The organism is Streptomyces sp. NPDC102258 (genome assembly GCF_055584685.1).
Genome location: NZ_JBVJLO010000028.1, coordinates 1 through 24,879, shown reverse-complemented (window position 1 = coordinate 24,879; position 24,879 = coordinate 1). Strand labels below are relative to the sequence as shown.

21 protein-coding genes are annotated in these 24,879 nt (G+C 68.0%); 6 read left to right on the top strand and 15 right to left on the bottom strand.

Annotated features, from left to right (window positions below):
* Window positions 1-15 precede the first annotated feature (15 nt).
* The 14 genes from ACZ6ZT_RS32090 to ACZ6ZT_RS32025 form a co-directional block, all read right to left on the bottom strand.
* Window positions 16-1,041 carry an IopA gene (locus ACZ6ZT_RS32090; protein WP_469723769.1) on the bottom strand — a complete coding sequence of 342 codons (1,026 nt, stop codon included), beginning with the start codon at window positions 1,039-1,041 and terminating at the stop codon, window positions 16-18.
* A 119-nt stretch (window positions 1,042-1,160) separates the two neighbouring features.
* A complete protein-coding gene (locus ACZ6ZT_RS32085; RefSeq protein WP_469723768.1) occupies window positions 1,161-2,060 on the bottom strand; it encodes an SAM-dependent methyltransferase in 900 nt (299 codons plus the stop codon).
* Window positions 2,061-2,096: 36 nt separating this feature from the next.
* Window positions 2,097-3,095, bottom strand: a complete 999-nt coding sequence (locus ACZ6ZT_RS32080; RefSeq protein WP_469723766.1) for an aldo/keto reductase — start codon at window positions 3,093-3,095, stop codon at window positions 2,097-2,099.
* 128 nt (window positions 3,096-3,223) lie between these two features.
* Complete coding sequence (locus ACZ6ZT_RS32075) at window positions 3,224-4,441, bottom strand: dTDP-4-dehydro-6-deoxyglucose aminotransferase (protein WP_469723764.1); 1,218 nt, start codon at window positions 4,439-4,441, stop codon at window positions 3,224-3,226.
* A gap of 130 nt (window positions 4,442-4,571) precedes the next feature.
* Entirely contained in the window at window positions 4,572-5,351 is a 780-nt protein-coding gene (locus tag ACZ6ZT_RS32070) for a TylF/MycF family methyltransferase (RefSeq protein ID WP_469723762.1), read from the bottom strand.
* A 239-nt stretch (window positions 5,352-5,590) separates the two neighbouring features.
* Complete coding sequence (desII, locus tag ACZ6ZT_RS32065) at window positions 5,591-7,045, bottom strand: dTDP-4-amino-4,6-dideoxy-D-glucose ammonia-lyase (RefSeq protein WP_469723760.1); 1,455 nt, start codon at window positions 7,043-7,045, stop codon at window positions 5,591-5,593.
* A gap of 136 nt (window positions 7,046-7,181) precedes the next feature.
* On the bottom strand, window positions 7,182-9,653 hold the full coding sequence (locus tag ACZ6ZT_RS32060; RefSeq protein ID WP_469723758.1) for a beta-glucosidase: 2,472 nt from the start codon (window positions 9,651-9,653) through the stop codon (window positions 7,182-7,184).
* 162 nt (window positions 9,654-9,815) lie between these two features.
* Entirely contained in the window at window positions 9,816-11,009 is a 1,194-nt protein-coding gene (locus tag ACZ6ZT_RS32055; RefSeq protein ID WP_469723757.1) for a cytochrome P450, read from the bottom strand.
* A 142-nt stretch (window positions 11,010-11,151) separates the two neighbouring features.
* Entirely contained in the window at window positions 11,152-12,375 is a 1,224-nt protein-coding gene (locus ACZ6ZT_RS32050) for a cytochrome P450 (protein ID WP_469723755.1), read from the bottom strand.
* The gene (locus ACZ6ZT_RS32045; RefSeq protein WP_469723754.1) at window positions 12,372-13,214 is read right to left on the bottom strand and encodes a thioesterase II family protein; all 843 of its coding nucleotides are present in this window, start codon (window positions 13,212-13,214) and stop codon (window positions 12,372-12,374) included. Before ACZ6ZT_RS32045 ends, ACZ6ZT_RS32050 begins: the two co-directional genes overlap by 4 nt.
* 20 nt (window positions 13,215-13,234) lie before the next feature.
* The gene (rfbB, locus tag ACZ6ZT_RS32040; RefSeq protein WP_469723753.1) at window positions 13,235-14,206 is read right to left on the bottom strand and encodes a dTDP-glucose 4,6-dehydratase; all 972 of its coding nucleotides are present in this window, start codon (window positions 14,204-14,206) and stop codon (window positions 13,235-13,237) included.
* 46 nt (window positions 14,207-14,252) lie between these two features.
* Complete coding sequence (gene rfbA / locus ACZ6ZT_RS32035) at window positions 14,253-15,140, bottom strand: glucose-1-phosphate thymidylyltransferase RfbA (RefSeq protein WP_469723824.1); 888 nt, start codon at window positions 15,138-15,140, stop codon at window positions 14,253-14,255.
* A gap of 407 nt (window positions 15,141-15,547) precedes the next feature.
* Window positions 15,548-16,138, bottom strand: coding sequence for a dTDP-4-dehydro-6-deoxyglucose 3-epimerase GerF (gene gerF / locus ACZ6ZT_RS32030; protein WP_469723752.1), 591 nt, complete (start codon window positions 16,136-16,138; stop codon window positions 15,548-15,550).
* A 65-nt stretch (window positions 16,139-16,203) separates the two neighbouring features.
* A complete protein-coding gene (locus tag ACZ6ZT_RS32025) occupies window positions 16,204-16,971 on the bottom strand; it encodes a TylF/MycF/NovP-related O-methyltransferase (RefSeq protein ID WP_469723751.1) in 768 nt (255 codons plus the stop codon).
* A gap of 489 nt (window positions 16,972-17,460) precedes the next feature.
* On the opposite strand from ACZ6ZT_RS32025, the gene ACZ6ZT_RS32020 reads away from it, so the two are divergent.
* Genes ACZ6ZT_RS32020 through ACZ6ZT_RS32000 form a run of 5 tightly spaced genes read left to right on the top strand, consistent with a single transcriptional unit; the run spans window position 17,461 to window position 22,262 of the window.
* On the top strand, window positions 17,461-18,492 hold the full coding sequence (locus ACZ6ZT_RS32020; protein WP_469723750.1) for a cytochrome P450: 1,032 nt from the start codon (window positions 17,461-17,463) through the stop codon (window positions 18,490-18,492).
* A gap of 17 nt (window positions 18,493-18,509) precedes the next feature.
* The gene (locus ACZ6ZT_RS32015; RefSeq protein WP_469723748.1) at window positions 18,510-18,731 is read left to right on the top strand and encodes a ferredoxin; all 222 of its coding nucleotides are present in this window, start codon (window positions 18,510-18,512) and stop codon (window positions 18,729-18,731) included.
* On the top strand, window positions 18,728-19,708 hold the full coding sequence (locus ACZ6ZT_RS32010; RefSeq protein ID WP_469723747.1) for an NAD-dependent epimerase/dehydratase family protein: 981 nt from the start codon (window positions 18,728-18,730) through the stop codon (window positions 19,706-19,708). The genes ACZ6ZT_RS32015 and ACZ6ZT_RS32010 overlap by 4 nt, the downstream gene beginning before the upstream one ends.
* A gap of 30 nt (window positions 19,709-19,738) precedes the next feature.
* On the top strand, window positions 19,739-20,950 hold the full coding sequence (locus tag ACZ6ZT_RS32005) for a hypothetical protein (RefSeq protein WP_469723745.1): 1,212 nt from the start codon (window positions 19,739-19,741) through the stop codon (window positions 20,948-20,950).
* A gap of 55 nt (window positions 20,951-21,005) precedes the next feature.
* Complete coding sequence (locus ACZ6ZT_RS32000; protein ID WP_469723743.1) at window positions 21,006-22,262, top strand: glycosyltransferase; 1,257 nt, start codon at window positions 21,006-21,008, stop codon at window positions 22,260-22,262.
* A 71-nt stretch (window positions 22,263-22,333) separates the two neighbouring features.
* Here ACZ6ZT_RS32000 and ACZ6ZT_RS31995 read toward each other — a convergent pair whose 3' ends face one another.
* Complete coding sequence (locus tag ACZ6ZT_RS31995; protein WP_469723742.1) at window positions 22,334-23,185, bottom strand: putative RNA methyltransferase; 852 nt, start codon at window positions 23,183-23,185, stop codon at window positions 22,334-22,336.
* A gap of 268 nt (window positions 23,186-23,453) precedes the next feature.
* Here ACZ6ZT_RS31995 and ACZ6ZT_RS31990 point away from each other — a divergent pair.
* Window positions 23,454-24,879: beta-ketoacyl [acyl carrier protein] synthase domain-containing protein (locus tag ACZ6ZT_RS31990; protein WP_469723740.1), on the top strand; the 1,426-nt coding region annotated here is incomplete at its 3' end.

The window sequence follows — 24,879 nt, the reverse complement described above, 5'->3', positions numbered from 1 at the left end:
TGATCGTCTGCCACATCAGGACCCTCCTCGTGCTCCGCCGGGCGTCAGCATCCCGCTGATGGCCGCCGCCAGCCGTTTGTTGCCCGCGTCGGTGATATGCGCCTGGTCGATGAACAGCCACTCGTCGCCGCCCAGCAGTGCGCTGGCGTCGAGGAACGAAATGCCTCTCTGGGCACAGACCGCCGCGAGCCGGTCGCGGTAGTCGCGGTAGACGTCGTCGCCCAAGATCGGAGTGAACATCGTCCAGAGCGCGGACCGATCGACGTTCACCTCGTCGATCAGCAGTCTCTCTTCGGGCGACAAGGTCTTTTTCGTCCACGTCGCCGTCGGCTGGAGCATGAAATGCACCTTCGCGCCGGTCGGTGCGGCCAGTTCCAGCAGCCGGTCGAGATCGCGCGCCTGTATCCCGGCGGCGAGTTCGGACCGGGCGAGCGGACTGAGCGTCTCGTCCGGCCCCGGTTCGGCCCCGGTCAGCCGCCGGGCCAGACGGCCTACGGCCCACTTGGGCTGCTGGTAGTACTTCTTCAAATCCGGATTGCCGAGCTGGGTGAAGAACTCGCCGGAGAAGAAGAACTGGCCGTAATCGGCGCCGGCCTCGGGGAGCCCGGCCACCACCAGGTTGTTGAGCCCGGCCAGCACGACGATGTCCCGGATCCGGGGCAGCTGGTGCCGGTGCAGCAGGAAGACCAGCAGCTCCTGGGTGGAGTTGAAGGCGGACGCCGCCAGGTTCAGCCACGGCGGTGAGCCGGGCTCCCGCGCCAGCAGCGAGGGGATGGTGTTGGCGTCGCCCACCGCGCCCCAGCCGAACGCGGGCGAGGCGCCCAGCATCACGCTGACCTCGCCGGACGGACGGTCCTGGAGCAGTGAGTAGCGCAGGTTGCCGACCTCCGTCGGCCGGAAGCCGCCGGAGTCGGTGGTGAGCACGGGGGACTGGTAGTCGGCCCGGCTGAAGAACATCAGGTAGGGCAGCCAGCGCATCTCGCCGCTGGCGAACTCCTCGTAGTGCTTCATCTGTGGGGCGAGTTTCGCCTGCTGGTCCAACGCGGTTCTCCTTGACGACGCCGATCGGGACGCTCCGGCTGCCGATCGGCTGGTGACGGTTGCGATGTTGACGGGGACCCGTGGTGCGTGGTGGTCCGCGCAGGACGGGCCCGCGTCGGTCACCGGGGCAGCGTGCCGAACAGGAAGCCGTCCGGTTCGTCGGACACCGGGAACTCGATACCTGCGTCATCGCCTATGGCGCTGAACTCCTCGTGCAGCGACACGCCCAGGCCGAGCCCCCTGTCCATGACGGAATCCAGCCGAACCTCCCAGCCTGCGGCCTTCAGCCGGGCCGGCGCGGCCTGCCGGGGTTCGGTGTTCCAGTTGACGCTGCCGATGTCCGCGCCCAGCGTCTCGGTCGTGTCGGTCAGCGCCGTGTGCTCGGCGAACCAGTGGACCAGATCCGCTGGCATGTACTGCATGGCCAGTCGGCTGCCGGGCGCGGAAAGCTTGTGGATGGCGGTGAACAGGTCGGCCTCGCCCTGCGCGGAGAGGTAGAGCAGGATGCCCTCCGCCACCCACGCTGTCGGCCTCGTGGCGTCGAACCCGGCGCTGCGCAGGGAGAACTCCCACTCGTCCCGCCGGGGATCGACGCCGACCACGTGCCGCGCGCAGCGGGGTTCCGCGCGGGCCTCGCGCAACACCTTGTCCTTCAGGGCGAGCAGGCCGGGCTGCTCCACTTCGTAGAAGTCCATTGCGGACGGCCAGTCCAGCCGGTAGGCGCGCGTGTCGAACCCCGGCGAGAAGATCACCGCCTGGTCGACGCCCGCTGCGTTCGCCGCCAGTAGGAAGTCGTCCATCACCCGGGCCCGGATGCCGCCGAACCGGGAGGCCACCATGGCGCCTGCGGCGCCGGAACGTTCGAGCTCGTCCACCTGTGTCGGCAACGTCGTCCGTATCCGCACAGCGGACACGAAACGGGCTGCCAGCGGGTCGTCGATCAGCCTGTCGGGGCGATCCGATTCCACTGCGCGTGCGGAGCAGTTGACCACGGCGCTGAGGCCGACGGTGTCGGACACAGTCCAGTCGGCATGTCCCTCAGACATCTGTTCTCCCTAAAGAAATCGCGAGTGTCCGGCAGTCAAGGCTGAATTCAGGGGTTTCTCGGGCGTCGCCCGACTGCCGGCGCCGACTTCCCGGGGTCTGGGCTGCGTCTCTGCCCTCGTGGTGCCGGAGCCGGTCTCTTCATCGGCGTGTCGCGTTCGCCCGAGCGCGTTCAGCCGGGCCAACTGGTCATCGGTGAGAACGAGGTCCGACGCCGCGACGTTCTCCTTCAGATGCGCGGGCGAGCTGGTGCCGGGAATAGGGATGATCGTCGGCGAACGGTGCAGGAGCCACGCAAGCGCCACCTGACTCGGAGTCGCCTCCAGCTCGGTGGCGATGCCGGTCACCGGGCTCCCCTCGGCCGCGAGTTCACCGCGGGCGATCGGCAGCCACGCGATGAACGCGATCGAGTGCTTCTCGCAGTACTCGATCACCTCATCGTTGTGCCGGTCGGTCAGGTTGTACAGGTTCTGCACGCTGGCCACGGTGATGTGCTCACGGGCCTCCTCCAGTTCCGCGACGGTGACCTTCGACAGCCCGATGTGCCGGATCTTTCCTTCGTCCTGCAGTTCCCTGAGCACGCCGAACTGCTCGGCCGCCGGCACCTTCGGATCGATCCGGTGCAGCTGGAAGAGGTCGATGCGGTCGAGTCGCAGCCGACGCAGGCTCAGCTCGGCCTGCTGGAGCAGGTATTCGGGTCGGCCGCACGGCACCCACTGGTCGGGACGGGGCCGGCACTGTCCGGCCTTTGTCCCGATCACCAGGCCGTCTGGGTACGGGCGCAGGGCTTCGGCCAGCACCTCCTCGCTGCTCCCCAGCCCGTAGGAATCGGCCGTGTCGATGAAGGACACACCGAGGTCCACGGCCAGCCGGGCCAGGCTGATCGCCGCCTCACGGTCTTCCGGCGGACCCCAGTGCCCCGGGCCGGTCAGCCGGAGGGCGCCGAATCCCATCCGGTGAACCGCTAGGTCGCCACCCAGGAAGAAGGTGGTCCTGTCGGGCTGCGCCATTCGTTCCTCCTGAACGACGTCCATGAACTCGGGTGGGGCACGTGGTGACCTCGGTGGGGGTGCGCCGGCGCCCGCTCGGCCGAACCGACGGGACGGCCTTCGCTATCCGGACATGGTGTATCCCCTGATCAGGGGGCCACCCTGGAGGGCACCCGCTCGTCGGCTCTGCGGGTCACCTCGTGTCCCCGCTGCAGAGTGAGCCGTACGATGTCGCAGACCCGACGGATGTCCTCCCGGGAGACGGTGGGACCAGTGGGCAGGGCGAGTACCTTCTGCGCGAGCCGCTCGGTGTGCGGCAGGGAGGCCGGCCGCTCCGAGCGGTAGGGCTCCATCTCATGGCATCCGGGGGAGAAGTACCGCTGGCACACCACGTTCTCCGCCCTGAGCACCGTGTCCAGCAGGTCACGGTGGACACCGGTCACCGCGGCGTCCACCTCCACGATCAGATAGTGGTAATTGTTGCGCTCGGCACGGTTGAACCCCATGACCTTCAGCCCGGCGAGACCAGCGAGTTCCGACTGGTAGTCGTCGAAGTTGGCCTCGTTCCGGCGAACCGTCTCCTCGAAGGCGTCGAGTGAGGTCAGGCCCATCGCGGCGGCGGCTTCGGTCATCTTCCCGTTGGTGCCCGCCTCCGTGGACACGCGTCCCTGGGTGAATCCGAAGTTGTGCATCGCGCGGACCCGCTGGGCCAGTTCCTCGTCGTCGGTCACCACCGTGCCGCCCTCGAAGGCGTTGACCACCTTGGTGGCGTGGAAGCTGAACACCTCGGCTTGCCCGAAACCACCGATCGGCTGCCCTTCCGACGTGCAGCCGAGCCCGTGTGCGGCATCGTAGAACAGCTTGACGCCGTGATCGGCCGCGACCTTCTCGAACTGGTCGACCGCGCACGGACGACCCCACAGATGGACCGGAACGATCGCACTGGTGCGAGGGGTTATCGCCGCCTCGACCAGTTCGGGGTCCAGGCAACTGGTGGCCGGGTCGATGTCGCAGAAAACCGGGGTCAAACCCAGCCAGCGGAACGCCTGGGCGGTCGCGGGGAAGGTCAGTGACGGCATGATGACCTCCCCGGACAGATCCGCGGCGCGAGCCAGCAGCTGGAGGGCGACGGTCGCGTTGCAGGTCGACACGCAGTAGCGCACGCCGGCCAGCTCCGCCACCCGCTGTTCGAACTCCCGCGCCAGCGGGCCGCCGTTGGTGAGCCACTGGTGGTCCAGCGCCCAGTTCACGCGATCGAAGAACCGGGCTCGGTCACCGACGTTGGGCCGCCCGACTTGAAGCGGTTGCAGGAATGCCGAAGGGCCGCCGAATACAGCGAGATCACCGACATTGCGTTTCATGGTCATACCTCCCCGGTGCGTGCGAAAAGGTGCACCCGACAGCGGCCGGCACAAAGGATTCGGACGTGCCGAAGAGAAAGAGACCGCAGTGCACGACAACGCTCTCCGTCGTGCACGAGCGAGCGTACGGACTCAATCAGTGCTCGCGGCGCCAGTAGACGCCTGTCACGTCCACCGTTTCGATCGGTTCGTCGATGCCGTGTTCACTCCGGTAGTCATGGACGGCCTGCTTGCACGCCGGGATCAGGTAGTCGTCCACGATCACGAAGCCACCCACGGAGACCTTGGGATAGAGGTTGACCAGCGCGTCCATGGTCGACTCGTACAGGTCGCCGTCCAGCCGCAGGACCGCGAGCTGATCGATCGGCGCATTCGGCAGCGTGTCGGCGAACATGCCGGGCAGGAACTTGACCTGGTCGTCGAGCAGGCCGTAGCGGGCGAAGTTCTGCCGCACCTGTTTCTCGGAGCAGCTCAGTACCCAGTTCAGGTTGTGGAACTCCATGGCCTGGTCGAGCGGGTGACTGTCCTCGGACGTCACGGGGACACCGGCGAACGAGTCGGCGAGCCATACGTTCCGGTCTTCCACGCCGTGGGCCTTGAGGAGTGCGCGCATCAGGATGCAGGCGCCACCGCGCCACACGCCGGTCTCGATGAAATCGCCGGGAACACCGTCCCGGAGCACCTGCTCCACACACTTCTGGATGTTGTCCAGGCGGTGCAGGCCGATCATGGTGTGCGCGACCGTCGGCACGTCCAGACCTTCGGCCCGGTGGCCGACGTCGAACGTCCCGCGGTCGGCCGCCGAGCCGTCCGTACCCGGACGCATGCTGTCCGCCAGATCCTTGTCCAGGACGTTCATTCCGACCGGGAAAGTCGGGTCATCCCCATAAATAGTGTTCGTCACGGCACGTTTCATGAGGTCCACGTAAAGCTGTCGAGTCTGCACAGTCAAAGTAATCTCCCAGCGGGATAATCAAGCAGAGAAATAAATTCTTCAACCGACCCTAACGGCTATCCGGAAGGGGGGCAAGGATTCACTCTCGGCGGTATCATTAAATGCACTGCTATGCCGAGCGACTGGCTCGGGATTTCATCGCCGACGGGCGGTGCTGTCGAAATTGCATCTGCAGGCGGGCGCGGGCCGCCGCAGTCACGTCAGCGCAGGAAGCCGCGTGCGTCCCCCCAGCCTGCGGCGACATCCGCCTCAAGCTGGTTGAGCCGTGCCGTGACCACTTGGTCGAACCCGTCCATGAAGTACTCGTCACCGTTGTGCGGCGCTATCCGGCGGCCGTCGTTGACGAACCGCTCGACCACCTCCGCAAGGGACGTGTCCGGCCCCACCCGGCCCGCGATGTAGCGGTCTGCTCCGGCGAGACCTGGGAACCCGGCCTCCCGGTACAGGTACACATCCCCCAGCAGGTCGACTTGTACGGACACCTGGGGGTGCACGGACGGCCGCATCGTCCCGGGCCTGATCCTCAGCAGTTCGGCGTCTGCGCCGGTCCTCAGGCTGTGCAACGCGTAGCCGTAGTCGATGTTCAGCGTGGGGGTACGTCGGCTCACCTGCTCCTCGAAGGCGATGAGTCCTTCCTGGAGTTCAGTGCGTTCGGCCTCGGAAAGCCTGCCGTCTCCCCGGCCGCTGTAGTCCTCGCGTACGTTGAGGAAGTCCACCGTCCGGTCCGGCGCCGCCTCGTTGAGCTCGGCGATGAAGTCGACGAGGTCGAGCAGGCGGTGCACGCGCCCGGGCAGCACGATGTAGCTGAGCCCGACCCGTATCGGGCTCTCCCGCTCGGCACGCAGCTGCTGGAAGCGTTGCAGATTGGCGCGGACCCTGCCGAAGGAGTCCCGCTTGCCCGTGGTCTCGACGTACTCCTCGTCATTGAGCCCGTACAACGATGTGCGCACCGCGTGCAGATCCCACACCCCGGGCTGTCTGGCCAGCGTCCGCTCCGTGAGCGCGAACGAGTTCGTGTACACGGTCGGGCGCAGGCCGCGGGCCGCCGCACGACTGCTGAGCGCGCCCAGCCCCGGGTTGGTAAGAGGCTCCAGGCCGCCGGAGAAGTACATGGCGTACGGGTTGCCGGCCGGTATCTCGTCGATGATGGACTCGAACATCGCGTTACCGGACTCCAGCGCCGACGGATCGTAGCGAGCGCCGGTCACACGGACGCAGAAGTGGCAGCGGAACATGCAGCTCGGCCCCGGGTACAGGCCCACGATGTAAGGGAAGACCGGCTTGTGCGCCAGGGCCGAGTCGAAGACTCCCTGCCGCTCCAGAGGCAGCAGGGTGTTCTGCCAGTACTTGCCCGCCGGCCCGGTTTCCACGGCGTGACGCAGCTCCGGGACGAGGCCGACGAAGCCGAGGAGACGGCTGAAGGAAGCCCGGTCGACGTCCAGCGACCGGCGTATGTCCTCCAGGGGAGTGAAGGGGTGGTTCCCGTAGTGCTCGGCCAGCTGTATGAGCCGGCGGGCGACCGTCGCGGCTTCGTCAGCGCCGACGTGGCCGTCGGCGGTCAGGGCGCGCTGCACCGTCTGGACCGCTGCCGCGAGGTCGGCACCGGGGCGAGCGCAGGTGGCGACCGGATCGGCCGGGGTGGAGGCTTGAGGCATCATCCTTCATGTCCAATCGTCTGCGTCCGGTGCTCGGTTCGGTTCCCAACGAACAGGGACGCGTGCGAGCTGAGAACTCCAGCAGTGCCCGGGCTCCCGGCGGGGATGGGGGTGCCGCCCTGACGCGGCGGGGCGGTCACTGGGGCAGCACCGTGACGGAGGCGGTCAGGGACGTCCTGGCGGCGGAGGGCCCTACGTACACGGTCCTCCGGCCGGTGCCCAGCCGCCACGTGCCGGCGGAGGTGTCCCAGTAGCGCAGTTGTTCCTCGTCGACGGGGACGGTGAGGCGCCGCTGCTCTCCCGGTTCGAGGGTGACCTTGCCGAATCCGGCGAGTTTGCGCAGCGCCTGGGGAGCGTGGGTGTCCGGGCTGGCGCCGAGGTAGACCTGGACGGTCTCCCGACCCGCGCGGACACCGGTGTTGCGGACCGTCACCGTGGCGTCGAGCCCCCGGTCGGTGCGCACCACGGACAGGTCGCTGTAGGCGAAGGTGGTGTAGGACAGGCCGTACCCGAACGGGAAGAGCGGTGCTACGCCGGTCCGGTCGTACCAGCGGTAGCCGACATCCAGTCCCTCGGAGTAGGTCTCCTTGCCGTCGACTCCCGGGTAGCGGTGCGGGTCGCCGGCCATGGGGTGGCCGGTCTCGGTGGCGGGGAAGGTCTGCGTCAGCCGGCCGCTGGGGTTGGCGTCGCCGAACAGCAGCGAGGCGGTGGCCTCCGCGCCCTCTTGACCCGGATACCACATCTCCAGCACGGCGGCGGTGTCGCGCAACCAGGGCATGAGCACCGAGGAACCGGTGTTGAGGACGACGATCGTGTGGGGGTTGACCTTGGTGACCGCCGCGATGAGCTCGTCCTGCCGGCCGGGCAGGGACAGCGAGGTCCGGTCGACGCCTTCGGCGCTGTCGTCCTGGGCGAAGACGATGGCGGTCCGGGCCTTGGCCGCCGCCGCGACGGCGCGGTCGAAGTCGGCCCGGGCCGCCTCCGGAGTGACCCAGCTCAGTTCCACCGACAGCGGGGTCTGTTCGAAGGCCCATCCGTTCATGGTGACCTCGTGCGTGCCGCGGGTCAGTCGCATCGTGGTGGTGACGGTGCCGAACGCCTCGGTGCCGAGGACAGCGGACTGTCCCGCGATCTGCAGGTTGGCGACCCCTCCGACGGCGGTGAAGGCGATCTTGTAGTCGCCGTCGGCGGGGACGGTGAGCCGACCCTTGTAGAAGACGCCCTGGCCGCCGGGCTGCAACTGCTTCCCGCCCTTGAAGGCGGGGACGAGGGAGTTGTCGGGCACGGGCACGCCGACGAGGTCCTCGCCCGGCTCGTAGACGACCGTGGCCTTGTCGCCGGCGCGCCGTTCGATGGCGTCGACGGGGGCGGTCGCGTGGTCGGGTATGACGTGCGCGCTGCCGTTACCGGTGACCTTGGGGTGCTTGGCGCTGTTGCCGATGACGGCTATGTCTGCGGCCTTCTCGCGGGCCAGGGGCAGTGTCTGGTGCTCGTTGCGCAGCAGCACGCCGCCGTTCTCGGCGATGGTCCGGGCCGTCTTGCGGCCGGCCTCGGGGTCCCGCTGCGGGCGCTCGGTCGCCTTGCCGTCGAGCAGGCCGAAACGCTCCATCTGGCCGACGATGCGGATGACGGACCGATCGAGCGTCGCCTCGGGGATGCTGCCGTCCTCGACGGCCGTCTTGAGCGCGGAGGAGAAGTACTTGGAGTCCGGCACCGGCTGGCCCAGGGTCAGCTCGACGCCCAGTTCCTGGTCGAGGCCCTTGGTGATGTCGCTGGTGGCGTGGGTCGCCAGCCAGTCCGACAGCACCCAGCCGCGGAAGTCCCACTGCTCACGCAGCACGTCCTGCAACAGGTGCTCGTTGCTGCAGGCGTGCGTGCCGTTGACGCTGTTGTACGAGCACATCACCGAGGCGGCTCCCGCCTTCACGGCGCTGCGGAAGGCCGGCAGCTCCATCTCCTGGAGCGTCTGCTCGTCGACGGCGGCGTCGACGGTCTCCCGCTGGTACTCCTGGTTGTTCGCGGCGAAGTGCTTGACCGTGGCCATCAGACCCTGGCCCTGGATGCCGCGGACCTCGTCGGCGGCCATCCGGGACGACAGCAGCGGATCCTCGCTGTACGTCTCGAAGTTCCGCCCGGCGTGAGGCACCCGGATGATGTTGGTCATGGGGCCGAGGACGATGTCCTGCCCGAGGGCTCGTCCCTCCCGGCCCAGGACGGTGCCGTACTCCTCGGCAAGGTGCTCGTCGAAGGTGGAGGCGAGTGCCACGGGTGTGGGCATGGCGGTGGCGGTACCGCCGAGCAGGCGGATGCCGACCGGGCCGTCGGCGGTGCGCAGCTCGGGTATGCCGAGTCGTGGAACGCCGGGCAGGTAGCCGATGCCGGTCATGGTCGGCCCGCCCACAGGCCCGGTGGTCCAGTGGACGAACGAGATCTTCTCGTCGAGGGTCATCTTGGCCACCAGGCTGCGCACCCGCGGCGTCCCGGGATCGGCGGCCGGAGCGCCGGTGGCGGAAGGGGCGGTGAGGAGACCGCCGACGCACAGGGCTGCGAGAGCGTAGCCGACGGTGCGCCGGGTGCGGCGGCCCGTTCTCCTTGTGCCGAACAGCATGCTGACCGATGTCCTTTCTGCTGGGGCTGCGGTCCTCGTAGGGGCAGGGTCATTCGTCTCCGTGGGCATGACCCGGTCGCCGTCCGTACGGCCTCGGCACCAGCCCCGGGCGGAACACGCGTGCGGGGCCGGGTCCGCACGCCGTGCCCCGTGTCACCACGCTCACCAGCCCACGAGCATGGTGCGCGGCCCGCGCACCACCATCTCCGTCTTCCACTCGACGGCCTGGGCGAGGTGCAGCCCGGGGAGTCCGTCGAGCAGGGTCCGCAGCGACTCCTGGAGTTCGAGCCGCGCGAGAGACGCGCCGAGGCAGTGATGCGGACCGTGTCCGTACCCCAGGTGCTGGCGGGCGTCGTCGCGGGTGATGTCGAGCACGCCGGGTGAGCGGAAGCGCAGGGCGTCCCGGTTGGCCGCGTTCATCTGGATCAGAACCGGCTCGCCCGCACGCACCAGAGTCCCACCCACCTCGACGTCCTCGGTGGCGTAGCGCGGGAACCCCGCCTGGCTGCCCAGCGGAACGAAACGGGTCAGCTCTTCCACCGCGTTGTCCAGCAGGTCCGGACGGTCACGGAGGAGGGCCAGCTGGTCCGGCTGTTCGAGCAGGACCAGGACGAAGTTGCTGATCTGACTGGCCGTGGTCTCGTGTCCGGCGAACAGGAGGAAGACGATCAGGTTGACCAACTCCTCCTGCGAGAGCCGGCCCTCGGCGTCGCGGGCCTCCACCAGTGCCGATACGAGGTCGTCGTGCGGAGTGGCGCGACGGTCTGCGATCAGGTCCGCCAGATAGCTGGTCAGCTCGCCGGCCAGCCGCACATGGTCCTCGGCGGTGAGCGAGCTGGTGGACATCGCGATGTCGCACCAGCCGCGGAAGAGCGCACGGTCCTCCTCGGGCACGCCCAGCAGGCCGCAGATGACCGCCACGGGGATCGGGATGGCGTAGTGCTCCACGAGGTCGGCAGGCGAGCCGAGCGCCGTCATGTCCTGGAGCAGCGACTCGGTCATCTTCCTGACCCGCGGCCGCATGGCCTCCACGCGGCGCGGAGTGAATGCTTTGGTCACCAGCCCGCGCAGCCTGGTGTGGTCAGGTGCGTCCATGCCGAGGATGCCGTTGGGGGTCCGCAGTTCCCGCATGCGCGGTGCGTCGTTCTCCGCCTCGGCGGCGTGGCTGAACCGCCGGTCGCCGAGTACGAAGCGCGCCTCGTCGTAACGGCAGACGAGCCAGCCCGGCTCCCCGTACGGCATGCGGACCCATAGGAGTCCATCGCTCTTCTGGGCCTGCTCGTACGCCTCGTCCAGGTCCAGTCCCTTCTGGCGGCCGAAGGGATAGGAGACGGGTGTGGACTTGGTGCTGGTCATTCGGATCCCACATCGAGTCGGTCGGGTTCTTTCTCGTCCCGGGAATCGGAGTGGGCACGCAGTCGTACGTGCCTGCCTCTCGGTTCACGGAAGGCGGCGCTGCGCGATGCCGGCCGCCTGCCCAGGAGGGGCCTGGGGCGGATCACTCAGCCGGGCCGTCCCATGTGACGGGGACCGCCTCGGGGGTGCGCATGAGAGAGCCGGTCCGCCAGCGGAGCTCGCTCGCAGGGACGGACAGCCTCAGCCCCGGCAGGCGTTCGACCAGCGTGCTCAGTACGACCTGGAGTTCGAGCCGGGCCAGGGGGGCGCCCATGCAGTAATGGGCGCCGTGACCGAAGCCGAGGTGCGGGTTCTGGGCGCGTGTGAAGTCGAGGGATTCGGCACCGGGAAACGCCGTGGCGTCGAGGTTCGCGGACGCGATCGAGGTGATGACCGCCTCGCCCGCGTGGATAAGCGTGCCGCCGATCTCGACGTCCTCCAGGGCGATGCGAGCGAACCCGTCCATGGTACTCAGCGGGGTGAAGCGCAGCAGCTCCTCGACGGCGGCGGGAACCAGGTCCGGGTCGGCGGCCAGGCGGTCGTAGAGCCGGCGGTCGCTGAGCAGGAGGTGGACGAAGTTGCCGATCTGGGTGGCCGTGGTCTCGTAGCCGCTGATCAGCAGGCCGGCACCCATCATGAGAAGCTCGGCCTCGGAGAGCCGGTCACCTTCGTCGCGTGCCTGGACCATGGTGCTGAGGAAGTCGTCGGTGGGCCGGGCGCGGCGATCGGCTACCAGCTCGGCCATGTAAGCGGTGAATTCCTCGGTTGCCTGCTGTACCTTCGCGGGACTCAGGGAGGAGGAGACCAGCGCGTCGGAGAAGTCCCGGAAGAGATGGCGGTCGCTGTACGAGACGCCCAGCAGTTTGCAGATCACGGAGATCGACACGGGCAGCGCCAGGTCTTCCATGATCTCAGCGGACGGCTCGTCGCGCGCGATCATGCCGTCCAGCAGCTCGTGGGTGAACCGCGAGACGTCCGGGCGCAGTTCCTCCACCCGGCGGGCGGTGAACGCTTTGCCCGCCAGCCGCCGGAGCCTGGTGTGCTCGGGCGGGTCCATGGAGATGAGGCCGCCGGCGGGCAGCGGGTACTCGGTGGGCCGGGGTACGTCACGTCCGGCCCCGGCCTCCATGCTGAACCGCTGGTCACCCAGGACCGCCTTCACGTCGGCGTGCCGGGTCAGCAACCAGGCCTCACCCCCGTACGGCATACGGAGCCGGGACACGGGCTCGTGCTCCCGCAGATGGCTGTAGAGCGGATCCAGCGCGACGCCGTCGGGTATGGAGAAGGGGTACTGGCGAGCATGATGGACCGGACAACTGGACGTCATGGATACTCTCTCGGTCGTACGGGGGCAGTGGGAGGGCTTGAGGGGTGCGAGCGCTGTACGGCGAGCCCGGCTGCCGCCTGGATCGTCCGGCATACCGCTTCGGCGTGCTCGGTGAGGTAGAAGTGGCCTCCGGGGAAGGAATGGAACGCTGTCTCCCCGGTGGTCAGCCGGTGCCAGGCCCGGGCTCCGGCGGCGGGGACGTGGGGGTCCTCACTTCCCGTCAGCACGGTGATCGGGCAGGCGAGCGGCGCCCCCGGGCGCCAGGTGTAGGTGGCGGCGGCCCGGTAGTCGTTGCGGATCGCGGGCAGGGCCAGTCGCAGGAGTTCCTGGTCGGCCAGCACACGAGGGTCGGTGCCTTGCAGTTCGGCGAGTTTGGCGACCAGTTGGTTGTCGCTCAGGAGATGCGTGGTGGTCCGTTGGACGACGGTCGGGGCGACGCGGCCGGAAACGAACAGGTGCGCTAACTTGTCTCCCGGCGCCTGTTTCCCCAGGCGGCGGGCGGCCTCGAAGGCCACCAACGACCCCAGGCTGTGGCCGAAGAGCGCCACCGGCCGGTCCAGCCACGGTTCGAGTGCCTCGGCGATGTGCGTCACCAAGCCGTCGACGGTGTCCACGAACGGCTCCAGGCGGCGATCCTGCCGCCCGGGATACTGCACGGCGAGCACCTCGACCGAGTCCGGTAGCAGGTGGGTGAGAGGGAGAAAGGCGCTGGCGCCGCCGCCGGCGTGCGGAAGGCACACGAGCCGGAGCGCGGGGTCGGCGACGGGCCGGTAGCGGCGCAGCCAGAGGTCGCCGGCGCCGGTGGAGCCGGGCGCGGTCGCGGCAGATGTCCCGCTCATGCGTGATCCGCTTCCGGGCGTCACGGTTTCAGTGCCTTCCACCATGTGCTGTTGTCCCGGTACCAGTCGACGGCCTCCGCGAGCCCGCGCTCGAAGGCGACGCGGGGAGCCCATCCCAGCTCCTCGGTGGTCTTCCGGGTGTCCACGCAGTAGCGGCGGTCGTGCGCCGCTCGGTCCGGCACCCTGTCGACCACGGACCAGTCGGCGCCGAAGATGCCGAGAAGGTGACGGGTGAGGTCGACGTTGGACAGTTCCGTGCCGCCGCCGATGTTGTACACCTCTCCTGCCCTTCCCCGGCAGGCGACCATGGCGATGCCCCGGCAGTGGTCGTCCACGTGCAGCCAGTCGCGCCGGTGGAGGCCGTCGCCGTACAGGGGAAGGCGCAGGCCCTCCAGCAAGTTGGTCACGAAGAGCGGGATGACCTTTTCGGGATGCTGATGGGGGCCGTAGTTGTTGGAGCAGCGGGTCACTCGGACGTCGAGGCCGTGCGTGCGGTGGAAGGCGAGCGTCAGGAGGTCGGAGGAGGCCTTGGACGCCGCGTAGGGGGAGTTCGGGTCCAGCAGGTCGGTTTCGGCCGAGGACCCCTCGGGGATCGAACCGTACACCTCGTCGGTGGAGACGTGGACGAAGCGGCTCACGCCCGCGTCCAGCGCCGACTGCAGCAGTACGTGCGTGCCCAGCACGTTGGTGGTGATGAAGGCGGCGGAGTCCGTGATCGAGCGGTCCACGTGCGATTCTGCGGCGAAGTGCACCACCAGGTCGATACCGCGCAGAGCCTGGGTGACCGTTTGCCGGTCGCAGATGTCGCCGTGCAGGAAGGTGTAACGGGGGTGGCCGGCGACCTCGGCGAGATTCTCGGTGTTTCCGGCGTAGGTGAGCTTGTCCAGCGCGAGGACGTGGACGTCGGCCAGCTCCGGGTAGGAGCCCGCCAGGACCTGTCTGACGAAGTGCGAGCCGATGAAGCCCGCTGCCCCGGTCACCAGGACGCGCATCCTTGATCTGCCTTTCTGCCGTGCTGTGGGGGAGGGGGGGGGGTGATCAACCGGTGAGCGTCGCCCCGAGTCCCGAAGCGACCTCCATGAGATAGCTCCCGTAGCTGGAGGCGCTCAGCTCCTCGCCCAGGCGGTAACAGGTGTCCGCGTCGATGAAACCCATACGCAGTGCGATCTCTTCGACGCAGGCGATGCGTACGCCCTGGCGCTGCTCCAGCAGCTGGACGTACTGACCCGCCTGGAGCAGAGAGTCGTGGGTCCCCATGTCCAGCCAGGCGAATCCACGACCGAGTTGGGTCAGTCGCGCCCGGCCCTGCTCCATATAGGAGAGGTTGATGTCCGTGATCTCCAACTCGTTTCGGGCGGACGGCTTGAGATCCTTCGCCAGCTCCACCACGTCGTTGTCGTAGAAGTACAGCCCGGTGACCGCGAGGTTGGAACGGGGGCGGCTCGGTTTCTCCTCCAACGACAACAAGTTCCCCTGCTCGTCGATCTCGGCGACGCCGTAGCGCTCGGGGGACTTGGACGGATAGCCGAACAATTCACATCCGTCGAGGCGTTGGATGGAGTGCTTCAGCACGGTGGAGAATCCAGGGCCGTGGAAGACGTTGTCGCCCAGAATGAGCGCCACCCGGTCGTTTCCGATGTGTTTGTCGCCGACCAGGAAAGCGTCGGCGATTCCGCGCGGCTCGTCCTGAACCGCGTAGTCGAGGTGGATGCCGAGGCGTGCGCCGTCGCCGAGCATCACCTGGAACGTTTCCACGTGCTGGTGCGAGGAGATGATGAGGATGTCCTGGATGCCGGCCAGCATCAGCACCGACAGCGGATAGTAGATCATGGGTTTGTCGTAAACGGGCAATTGCTGCTTGGAAAGCGCGCCGGTCAGCGGCTGCAGCCGGGTAGCACTGCCCCCAGCGAGGACTATCCCCCTCACCTTGGGGTGTTTCAGCGGTGTCTCGAACACGGTTGGTCCTCCGAGGCATGTATTGCTGATATGAGGGTGGAGACGCTGTCCGAAGGCCGGCAAACCTGGTTGCTCGGGTGCCTCGACACGGCCGGGTCCGCCGGCCCTGCATATAGTGGACGGCGCCGGTCAGTGCGGACGCGTGCACGGCATTCGCCCGAAGGCACCGGCCGGACCGGCAATTGCCTCGCCGCCGCAGCGGCAGGCATGGCGGGCCGTGTCGTGGATGCCGAGGACGAGGAATGTTTCCCCGGCCGGCCGTGAGGCGGCGCAGCGCTTTTGAACCGATGGGGATTCTCGGGTGGCGAGGGAAGGAACCATGGTCGTGCGGCCTTCACCGGGATCGTCCCCGGTACGGCGGGCCGCGCTCGGACGTCCTATGCCTCCACCCGTTGCTGCTCCTGCCACGCCTGATAGGACGGCAGCAATCCGAGCCGTTCGGCTGTCGCGAGGGTCGGGGCGTTCTTGTCCCTGTCGGAGAGCAGCGGCTCGATGTCGGCCGGCCACGCGATTCTTAGGTCCGGGTCGAGCGGATTGACGGAGTGCTCGCGTTCGGGGGCGTACCCGGATGAGCACAGGTAGACGAGAGTGGCGTCGTCGGTGAGGGAGAGGAAAGCGCGGCCCAGTCCCGCGGTCAGGTACACGGCGGTGTTGCGTTCCGCGTCCATGGGCACGATTTCCCAGCGCCCGAAGGTCGGTGAGCCGGTGCGGACGTCCACGATGACGTCGAGGCCCGCTCCGCGCACACAGACGCTGTATTTGGCCTGACCGGGCGGGATCTCGGTGTAGTGGATCCCGCGCAGCGCGCCGCGGTGGGACACCGCGACGTTGACCTGGGCCACCGGGAAGTCATGACCGAACGCCTGACGGAACCTCTCGCCCCGGAACCACTCGTGGGACCGCCCGCGGTGATCGGAGTGGATGACGGGTTCCTGCGACCAGGCCCCCTCGATGCTGAGTGGGTGCATGGCGTTTTGTCCTTCGGACCGGTTGATCGGGCACTGGCAAGGCTGGGCGGTCACGGCCGGGTCGATCAGCTGGAGCGTCTCCAATAGGAACCCTGGCGATCGATCTGGTGGATCTCGTCCGTGATGCCGTGCTCGTCCCGGAACTCATGGACAGCCTGCCGGCATGCCGGAATGCAGTAGTCGTCGACAATGATGTATCCGCCGGCCGACACCTTGTGATACAGGTTCGTGAACACGTCCTTGGTGGCTGCGTACGAGTCCCCGTCGAGCCTGAGCACCGCGAGCTTCTCGATGGGTGCGGTAGGCATCGTGTCCTTGAACCAACCGGGGAGGAAACGGACCTGGTCGTCCAGGAGTCCGTAGCGCGCGAAGTTGCTTTTCACCGATTCCACGTCGACCGGGATGTCGAGGACTTCGTTGTACTGGCCGAGGTCGATGTCGACATCCAGCTGATGGTCGTCCTCAGTGGTCTTGGGGAAACCCTGGAAGGAGTCCGCGACCCACACCTTCCGGTCCCGCACGCCGTGCGCCTGGAAGACGGCGCGGGCGAAGATGCAGGCCCCGCCCCGCCAGACCCCGGTCTCCGCGAAGTCTCCCGGTACACCGTCGCGCAGCACGTCTTCAAGGCACTTCTGCAGGTTGTCGAGCCGCTTGAGACCGATCATGGTGTGCGCGACGCGCGGATAGTCCTCACCCACCGCGCGTAGTTCCGGGGAATACGAGCTGCTCGTGATGAAGCCGGCGACGTTGGTCTGGTCCTCGTAAATCATGTTCGTCACGACCTTCTTCATAAGGTCGAGATACAAGTCTGGGCCGGCAGATATGACTGTCATTTTCCTCGCCTACAGGTAGCTGTGTCCAGCGGGCGGCTCATTCAGGTCATTCAGGGCAGGGGCCGCCGGGGCTAAAACCCTGTATTCACGCTGATGAGCTGGATGGAGTGACCATCTAACCCCAGTGATCGAACTCGGGCAAGGGTCGAAAACGAGCCACGCAAGTGTCGCGCCTGGCTGGAAATGATGTTCATGTGGTGCAGTGGCGACCGCGGTCGATCTGATCGGCCCTTGCTGGGCTGCTGACCGTGTGATTGCATGTTGGAGCAAGATCACCTCCGCACGATTGCGTTTATGGTGAGGAAACCCTTGGAATCTTCAAAACTTCTTCACAAAAGCCCTCCGGAATCAGGTGTGGCATGGCCCTTCGCGCGTACCTGCCCCTTTAGCCTCCCTGGTCAGTACGCCGAGAAGCGCAAGAACGAGCCCATATGCCGGACTCAGGTATGGGACGGCTCCAGGACCTGGCTCATCACCAAGCACGAGCACGTGCGAGCCCTTCTCGCCGACCCCCGGGTCACCATCGATCCGGCCAAGCTGCCCAAGCTCTCCGCCTCCGACGGCGACGGCGGCGGTTTCCGGTCACTGCTGACCATGGATCCACCGGACCACACTGTTCTCCGCCGCATGCTCATACCCGAGTTCAGCGTGCGCCGGGTCCGGCAGATGCGGCCGGGCGTCGAGCACACGGTGCACGGGCTGCTGGACGGGATCCTCAAGCAGCGGGGGCCGGTGGACCTGGTGGCCGAACTCGCGCTGCCGATGTCCACCCTGGTGATCTGCCAGCTCCTCGGCGTGCCGTACGAAGACCGTGAGTTCTTCCAGGAGCGCAGCGAACAGGCCACGCGGGTGGGCGGGAACGAGGAGTCACTGGCCGCCCTCCTGGAGCTGCGTGACTATCTGGACCGGTTGGTGACCGCAAAGATCGAGACTCCGGGTGACGACCTGCTGTGCCGGCTCATCGCCGATCGGCTGCACACCGGTGAGATGCGGCACTCCGAGATCGTGGACAACGCCGTGCTGTTGCTCGCCGCCGGTCACGAGACCAGTGCCAGCATGGTGGCCCTGAGTGTCCTGACGCTGCTGCAGCACCCCGACAAACTGGCGGAGCTGCGTGCCGACAGCACGCTGCTGCCCCAGGCAGTCGACGAGCTCCTGCGTTTCCACTCCATCGCGGACGGCCTTCGGCGGGCGGTCACAGAGGACATCGAGCTCGGCGGCCTCACGCTGCGCGCCGGGGACGGTCTCATCATCTCGCTGGCTTCCGCCAACCGTGACGAGAGCGCCTTCGCCTCCCCGGACCACTTCGACCTGCACAGCTCGGCACGCCAGCACGTCGCCTTCGGTTACGGCCCACACCAGTGCCTGGGGCAGAACCTGGCCCGGCTGGAGCTGGAGGTCACGCTGGGCGCGGTGGTGGACCGTATTCCCACGCTCAGACTGGCCGGCGGAGTCGACGCACTGCGCGTCAAGCACGACTCGACGATCTTCGGGCTGCACGAGCTGCCGGTGGAGTGGTGACGGAAGGGGAATGCGGCGTGCGGGTGACAGTCGAGCAGAGCCGGTGTCTGGGGGCCGGCCAGTGCGAGCAGTTGGTACCGGAGGTTTTCCGCCAGGACGAGGAAGGGCTGAGCCGGGTCCTGGTCGCCGAGCCCGAGCCAGCGTTGTGGCCGAGGGTGCTCCAGACGGTGCACCTCTGCCCCGTACAGGCCGTAATCGTCGGCGAAGGCCCCGGTCACGCACCGCAGGACACCGAGTGACCGCTGATCGCTGGGCCGGTCGCACGGTGCTCGTCACGGGTGCACTGGGGTTCATCGGCTCCCACTTCGTCCGGCAGCTGGACGCGCGGGGAGCCGAGGTGCTGGCCCTGTATCGCACCGAACGACCCGAGGTGCAAGCCGAGTTCGCGGCACTGAGCCGGGTCCGCTTGGTACGGACGGAGCTGCGGGACGAGTCGGACGTACGGGGAGCCTTCAAGTACCTGGCGCCGTCCGTCGACACCGTCGTCCACTGCGCGGCAATGGACGGCAACGCACAGTTCAAACTGGAGCGCTCGGCCGAGATCCTCGACAGCAACCAGCGGACCATCTCTCACCTGCTCAACCACGTGCGGGACTTCGGCGTGGGCGAGGTCGTCGTCATGAGCTCCTCCGAGCTGTACTGCACGGAGCCCACCGCGCCGGCGCGCGAGGAGGACGACTTCCGCAGATCCATGCGGTACACGGACAACGGCTACGTCCTGTCCAAGACCTACGGCGAGATCCTGGCCAGGCTCCACCGCGAGCAGTTCGGCACCAACGTCTTCCTGGTGCGACCGGGCAACGTCTACGGGCCGGGGGACGGTTTCGACCGCTCCCGGGGCCGGGTGATCCCGAGCATGCTGGCCAAGGCCGACGCGGGCGAGGAGATCGAAATCTGGGGGGACGGCAGCCAGACCCGGTCCTTCGTGCACGTCGCCGATCTGGTGCGAGCCTCGCTGCGCCTGCTGGAGACCGGCAAGTACCCGGAGATGAACGTGGCCGGCGCGGAGCAGGTCTCCATCCTGGAGCTGGCCCGGATGGTGATGGCCGTCCTGGGACGGCCCGAGCGCATCCGCCTCGACCCCAGCCGCCCGGTCGGCGCCCCGAGCAGACTTCTGGATCTGTCCAGAATGTCAGAAGTGATCGACTTCGAGCCCCAGCCTCTGCGGGCCGGGCTGGAAGAGACCGCTCGCTGGTACCGCCTTCACAAGCGCTGAACTTCTCGTACACCCCCTGGAAGGTAACTCGTGGTCAAGCACGTCCCGAACTCGTTGGTCCGTGAAATAATCCGAGCCGCCGGCGGACATGACGCCGACCTCAAGGACCTGGCCGTCCGGCATGCCCCGGCTGACATCGTCCGTGTGCTCCTGGACGAGATCACCACGCGCTGCCCCGCTCCCGTGAACGATGTCCCCGTCCTCGTCGAGCTGGCCGTGCGAGCGGGCGACCAGCTGTTTCCCACCTACCTGTACGTCCTCAAGGGTGGCCCGGTGCGCCTCGCCACCAAGGACGAGGCGTTCATCGCGATGCGTGTCGAGTACGAGCTGGGCGAACTGGTGCGAGAGCTGTTCGGACCGGTGCGGGAGAACGTCACCGGCGTGCGCCAGACCACTCTCTTCCCGTACGTCGCGGACGCGCAGTCGGAAGGCGAGGAGGGGTCGGGAGCCGAGCACATCGGCACCCACTTCCTGGCCGCGCAGCAGGGCTCCCAGACCGTGCTGGCCGGCTGCCATTCCCACAAGCCGGACCTCAGCGAACTCTCCTCGCGTTACCTGACCCCGAAGTGGGGTTCGCTGCACTGGTTCACCCCCCACTACGACCGCCACTTCAGTAGCTACCGTGACCAGCAGGTACGCGTTCTGGAGATCGGCGTCGGCGGTTACAAGCACCCCGAGTGGGGTGGCGGCTCACTGCGCATGTGGAAGCACTTCTTCCATCGCGGTGAGATCTACGGGCTGGACATCGTCGACAAGTCGCACTTCGACGCGCCGCGCATCACGACCCTGCGCGGCGACCAGAGCGACCCCGACTACCTGCGGTCCATTGCCGAGGAGTACGGCCCGTTCGACATCGTCATCGATGACGGAAGCCACATCAACGACCACATCCGTACGTCGTTCCAGGCGCTGTTCCCGCACGTGCGGCCCGGCGGCCTCTATGTGATCGAGGACCTGTGGACCGCCTACTGGTCCGGCTTCGGCGGCAACGAGGACCCGAAGCAGTACGGCGGCACCAGCCTGGGCCTGCTCAAGTCTCTCGTGGACTCGATCCAGCACGAGGAACTGCCGCAGGCCGGCGGCCACCGCCCCGGCTACGTCGACCAGCACGTGGTCGGCATGCACCTGTACCACAATCTGGCCTTCATCGAGAAGGGCACCAACGCCGAGGGCGGTATCCCCCCGTGGATCCCGCGCGACTTCGAGACGCTGGTCGCCGTCTCCTCCGGGGGGCACGAATGAGGGGCCGTCGGTACCAGGCATCGGGACACTCCCGACCGCGCGGCGGGGGGCCGGCATGCGTGTGACCCTGCTCAGCGTGGGATCCCGAGGCGACGTACAGCCGTTCGTCGCCCTGGGGATCGGTCTGAAGGCCCGCGGCCACGACGTCACCCTGGCCGCTCCCGCCACGCTGCGGCCGCTGGTCGAGCGTGCTGAGCTGACGTACAAGCTGTCGCCCGGGGACCCCGACGGGTTCTTCAATATGCCCGAGGTCATCGAAGCGCTGCGGCGCAGCCCCTCGTTCAAGAACATGCTCGCGGGGATGCCCGAGGCACCCGAGAGCTACACGCAGCAGGTCGTCGACGCGATCCACGACGCTGCCGAGGGCGCCGACCTCATCGTGAACGCGCCCCTCACCCTGGCCGCCGCGTACGGGCACCCGCCCGCTCCGTGGGCCTCCGTGTCCTGGTGGCCCAACAACATGACCTCGGCCTTCCCGGCCGTCGAGTCCGGGCAGCGCAGATTCGGTCCGCTGACACCTCTGTACAACCGCTACACCCACCGCAGGGCGGCTCGCGACGAGTGGGAATGGCGGCGTCCCGAGATCGACGGCTACCGGAAGCGACTCGGTCTCCGGCCCTTCGGTGACAAGTCCCCGTTCCTCCGACTGGGCCACGACCGCCCGTACCTGTTCCCCTTCAGCCCCAGTGTGCTGCCCAAGCCGCAGGACTGGCCGCGTCAGAGCCATGTCACCGGCTACTGGTTCTGGGACCAGCACTGGGAGCCGCCCGCCGAGCTGGAGGCGTTCCTGGCGGACGGTGAACCGCCGGTGGCGCTCACCTTCGGCAGCACCTGGTCACTCCATCGGCAGAAAGAAGCCCTCCAGGCCGCCCTCGATGCCGTCCGCGGCGTCGGACGCCGACTGGTCATGGTCGACGGGCCGGACGGTGACCTGCCCGACGACGTGCTCCGCCTGCACCAGGTGGACTACGCCGCCCTGTTCCCCAGGATGGCCGCGGTGATCCATCACGGCGGCGCCGGCACGACCGCCGAAGTCGTGCGGGCCGGAGTGCCACAGGTCATCGTGCCGGTCTTCGCCGATCACCCCTTCTGGGCGGCGCGGCTGTCCAGAGTAGGCGTCGCCGCCCAGCCGGTGCCCTTCGCCCGCTTCAGCCCAGAGGCACTGGCACACAGCGTCCGTCAGGCGGTCACCGATCCCGCGATGGCGGCCCGGGCCAGACGGCTGGGCGAACTGGTTTCCAAGGAACGGGGAGTGGACACCGCCTGCGACATCCTTGAGAAGTGGGCGGAGACAGCGCGGGTCGCGGCCTGAGGCGGCCACCGGCGAGCGGGCGGACCGGAACCCGCTCGCCCGCCGGCCGACGGACCCGTGGGCCCGCGCCGCTACGCCGACGGCCGGTAGGCGGAGAGCCGCACGGAGAGCGTCACCTGGGACGGCACCGGCAGCCGCTGGATCGTCTCGCGATCCCGCTGCGCGTCGCGGTGCCAGGCATTGGGCCCCATGCCGACCAGGTGGGCCAGGGCCTGGTGGTCGAGGGCCATGGTCCGGGTCAGCCGCTCCGTGGCGACGGCCGAGAAGTGCGGGGCGAGCTGCTCCGCGAGACGCGACTCCTTGCCTTCGTCCACCTGCAGCAGACCGAGGGTGCCGATGAGTTCCTGCAGGTGATCGGGCAGGGGAGTGACGATCAGGAGGACGCCATGGGGATGGAGGATGCGATGCAGTTCAGGACCGTTGCGGGGAGCGAACGTGTTGATCACCACGGCTGCGGCGTCGTCCTGCAGCGGAAGCGTCTGCCAGGCGTCGGTGACGGCGGCCTCGATCCGCGGATGTGCCTTGGCGGCACGTCGCACGGCGTATTTGGAGATGTCCAGCAGCAGACCCTCGACGTCAGGGAACGCGTCCATGACCTTGGCGTGGTAGTGGCCCGTTCCACCGCCGATGTCGACGATGCAACCGGGCACCGCCGGATCAGCCGTCCGCCGCGCCAGATCGACCAGCGCATCCATCACGGGGTCGTAGTGCCCCGCCGACAGGAATGCGTCCCGGGCCTCCACCATTTCCTTTGTGTCCGCTCGCAGCTTCGTCGCCCTCGGAAGCAGATTCACATAACCCTGCTTCGCGATGTCGAAGGAGTGTCCGGCGGGGCAGGAAAGTGCACGGTCCCCCAACGCCAGCGAAGCACCGCAGTGCGGGCAGGCGAGGTGTCGCACGGATCGCACGATCCTGTTGAGCATGAGGCACCGTTCCTTCGGGCGAGTCGGCGGACCGGACAACCTTAACGCAGCCATCCGGGCCGCCGGCCGCCCGGTGCGGTGCCGAACAATCCCCGTGACGCGCACCCACAGCGGATGAACCCCAATTGCGCGCACGACACGACAACCGGCCAATTCCCCGGCGATTCCTTATGGAATGCCGCGCATGTGGCCTCACCCATTTCAGCAAGTGCTGACATCGCCCTGCTCTGTCAGCGTGACAGCCCATATCGATCGACCAGGAGTTCCGATGGCCCCGAAGAGTGGTGCGCAGCGTTCGAGCGACATAGCCGTCGTCGGCATGTCCTGCCGCCTTCCGGGGGCACCTGGCATCGAAGAGTTCTGGGAACTGCTGACCTCCGGAGGCAGCGCGATCGAGCGTCGCGCCGACGGCACCTGGCGAGGCTCCCTGGAGGGGGCCGCCGACTTCGACGCCGCCTTCTTCGGCATGTCCCCTCGCCAGGCCGCCGCCGCGGACCCGCAGCAGCGGCTCATGCTGGAACTCGGCTGGACCGCCCTGGAGAACGCCGGGATCGTCCCGGGCGGCCTCGCTGGCACGGACACCGGCGTCTTCGTCGGCATCGCGGCCGACGACTACGCGGCGCTCCTGCACCGGTCCGAGACCCCGGTCAGCGGCCACACCGCGACGGGCCTGAGCCGGGGTATGGCCGCCAACCGCCTCTCCTACCTCCTGGGCCTGCGCGGTCCCAGCCTCGCGGTGGACAGCGCGCAGTCCTCCTCGCTGGTCGCTGTCCACCTGGCCTGCGAGAGCCTGCGCCGCGGCGAGTCCGACCTCGCGATCGTCGGCGGCGTCAGTCTGATCCTCGCCGAGAACAGCACGGCAGGCATGGAACTCATGGGTGCGCTCTCGCCCGACGGCCGCTGCTACACCTTCGACGCACGCGCCAACGGCTACGTACGGGGTGAGGGCGGAGCCTGCGTCGTCCTCAAGCCTCTGGACCGGGCACTGGCCGACGGGGACCGCGTCCACTGCGTTATCCGAGGCAGCGCAGTCAACAACGACGGCGGCGGCTCCACCCTGACCACACCCCACCGCGAGGCCCAGGAAGCCGTACTGCGCACGGCGTACGAACGGGCTGGGGTCGCCCCGGACCAGGTGTCCTACGTCGAACTGCACGGCACGGGAACGCCCGCCGGCGACCCCGTCGAGGCGGCGGCTCTCGGCGCGGTCCTCGGCACGGCCCGGAGCCGGAGCACACCGCTGACCGTGGGGTCGGCCAAGACGAACGTCGGCCACCTCGAAGCGGCTGCGGGCATCGTGGGATTCGTGAAGGCCGCCCTGTGCGTCCGTGAGGGCGCGGTACCTCCGAGCCTGAACCACGCGACGCCCAACCCTGCCATCCCCATGGACCGGCTCAACCTGCGCGTACCTACTCGACTGGAAACCTGGGCGCAGCCGGACGAGCAGGGAACCGGCCGGCTGCGACTGGCCGGCGTCTCGTCCTTCGGCATGGGCGGGACGAATGCGCATGTGGTGTTGGAGGAGGCACCGGATGTGCGGGAGTCGGTGGAGCCGGGTGTGGGTGTGTCGCCGGTTGTGGTGCCGGTGGTGGTGTCGGGTCGTTCTGTGGGTGTGGTGCGTGAGCTGGCGGCCCGTATGGGGGGTGTGGCTGGGTCGGGGCGGTTGGTGGATGTGGGGTTGTCGTCGGTGGTGT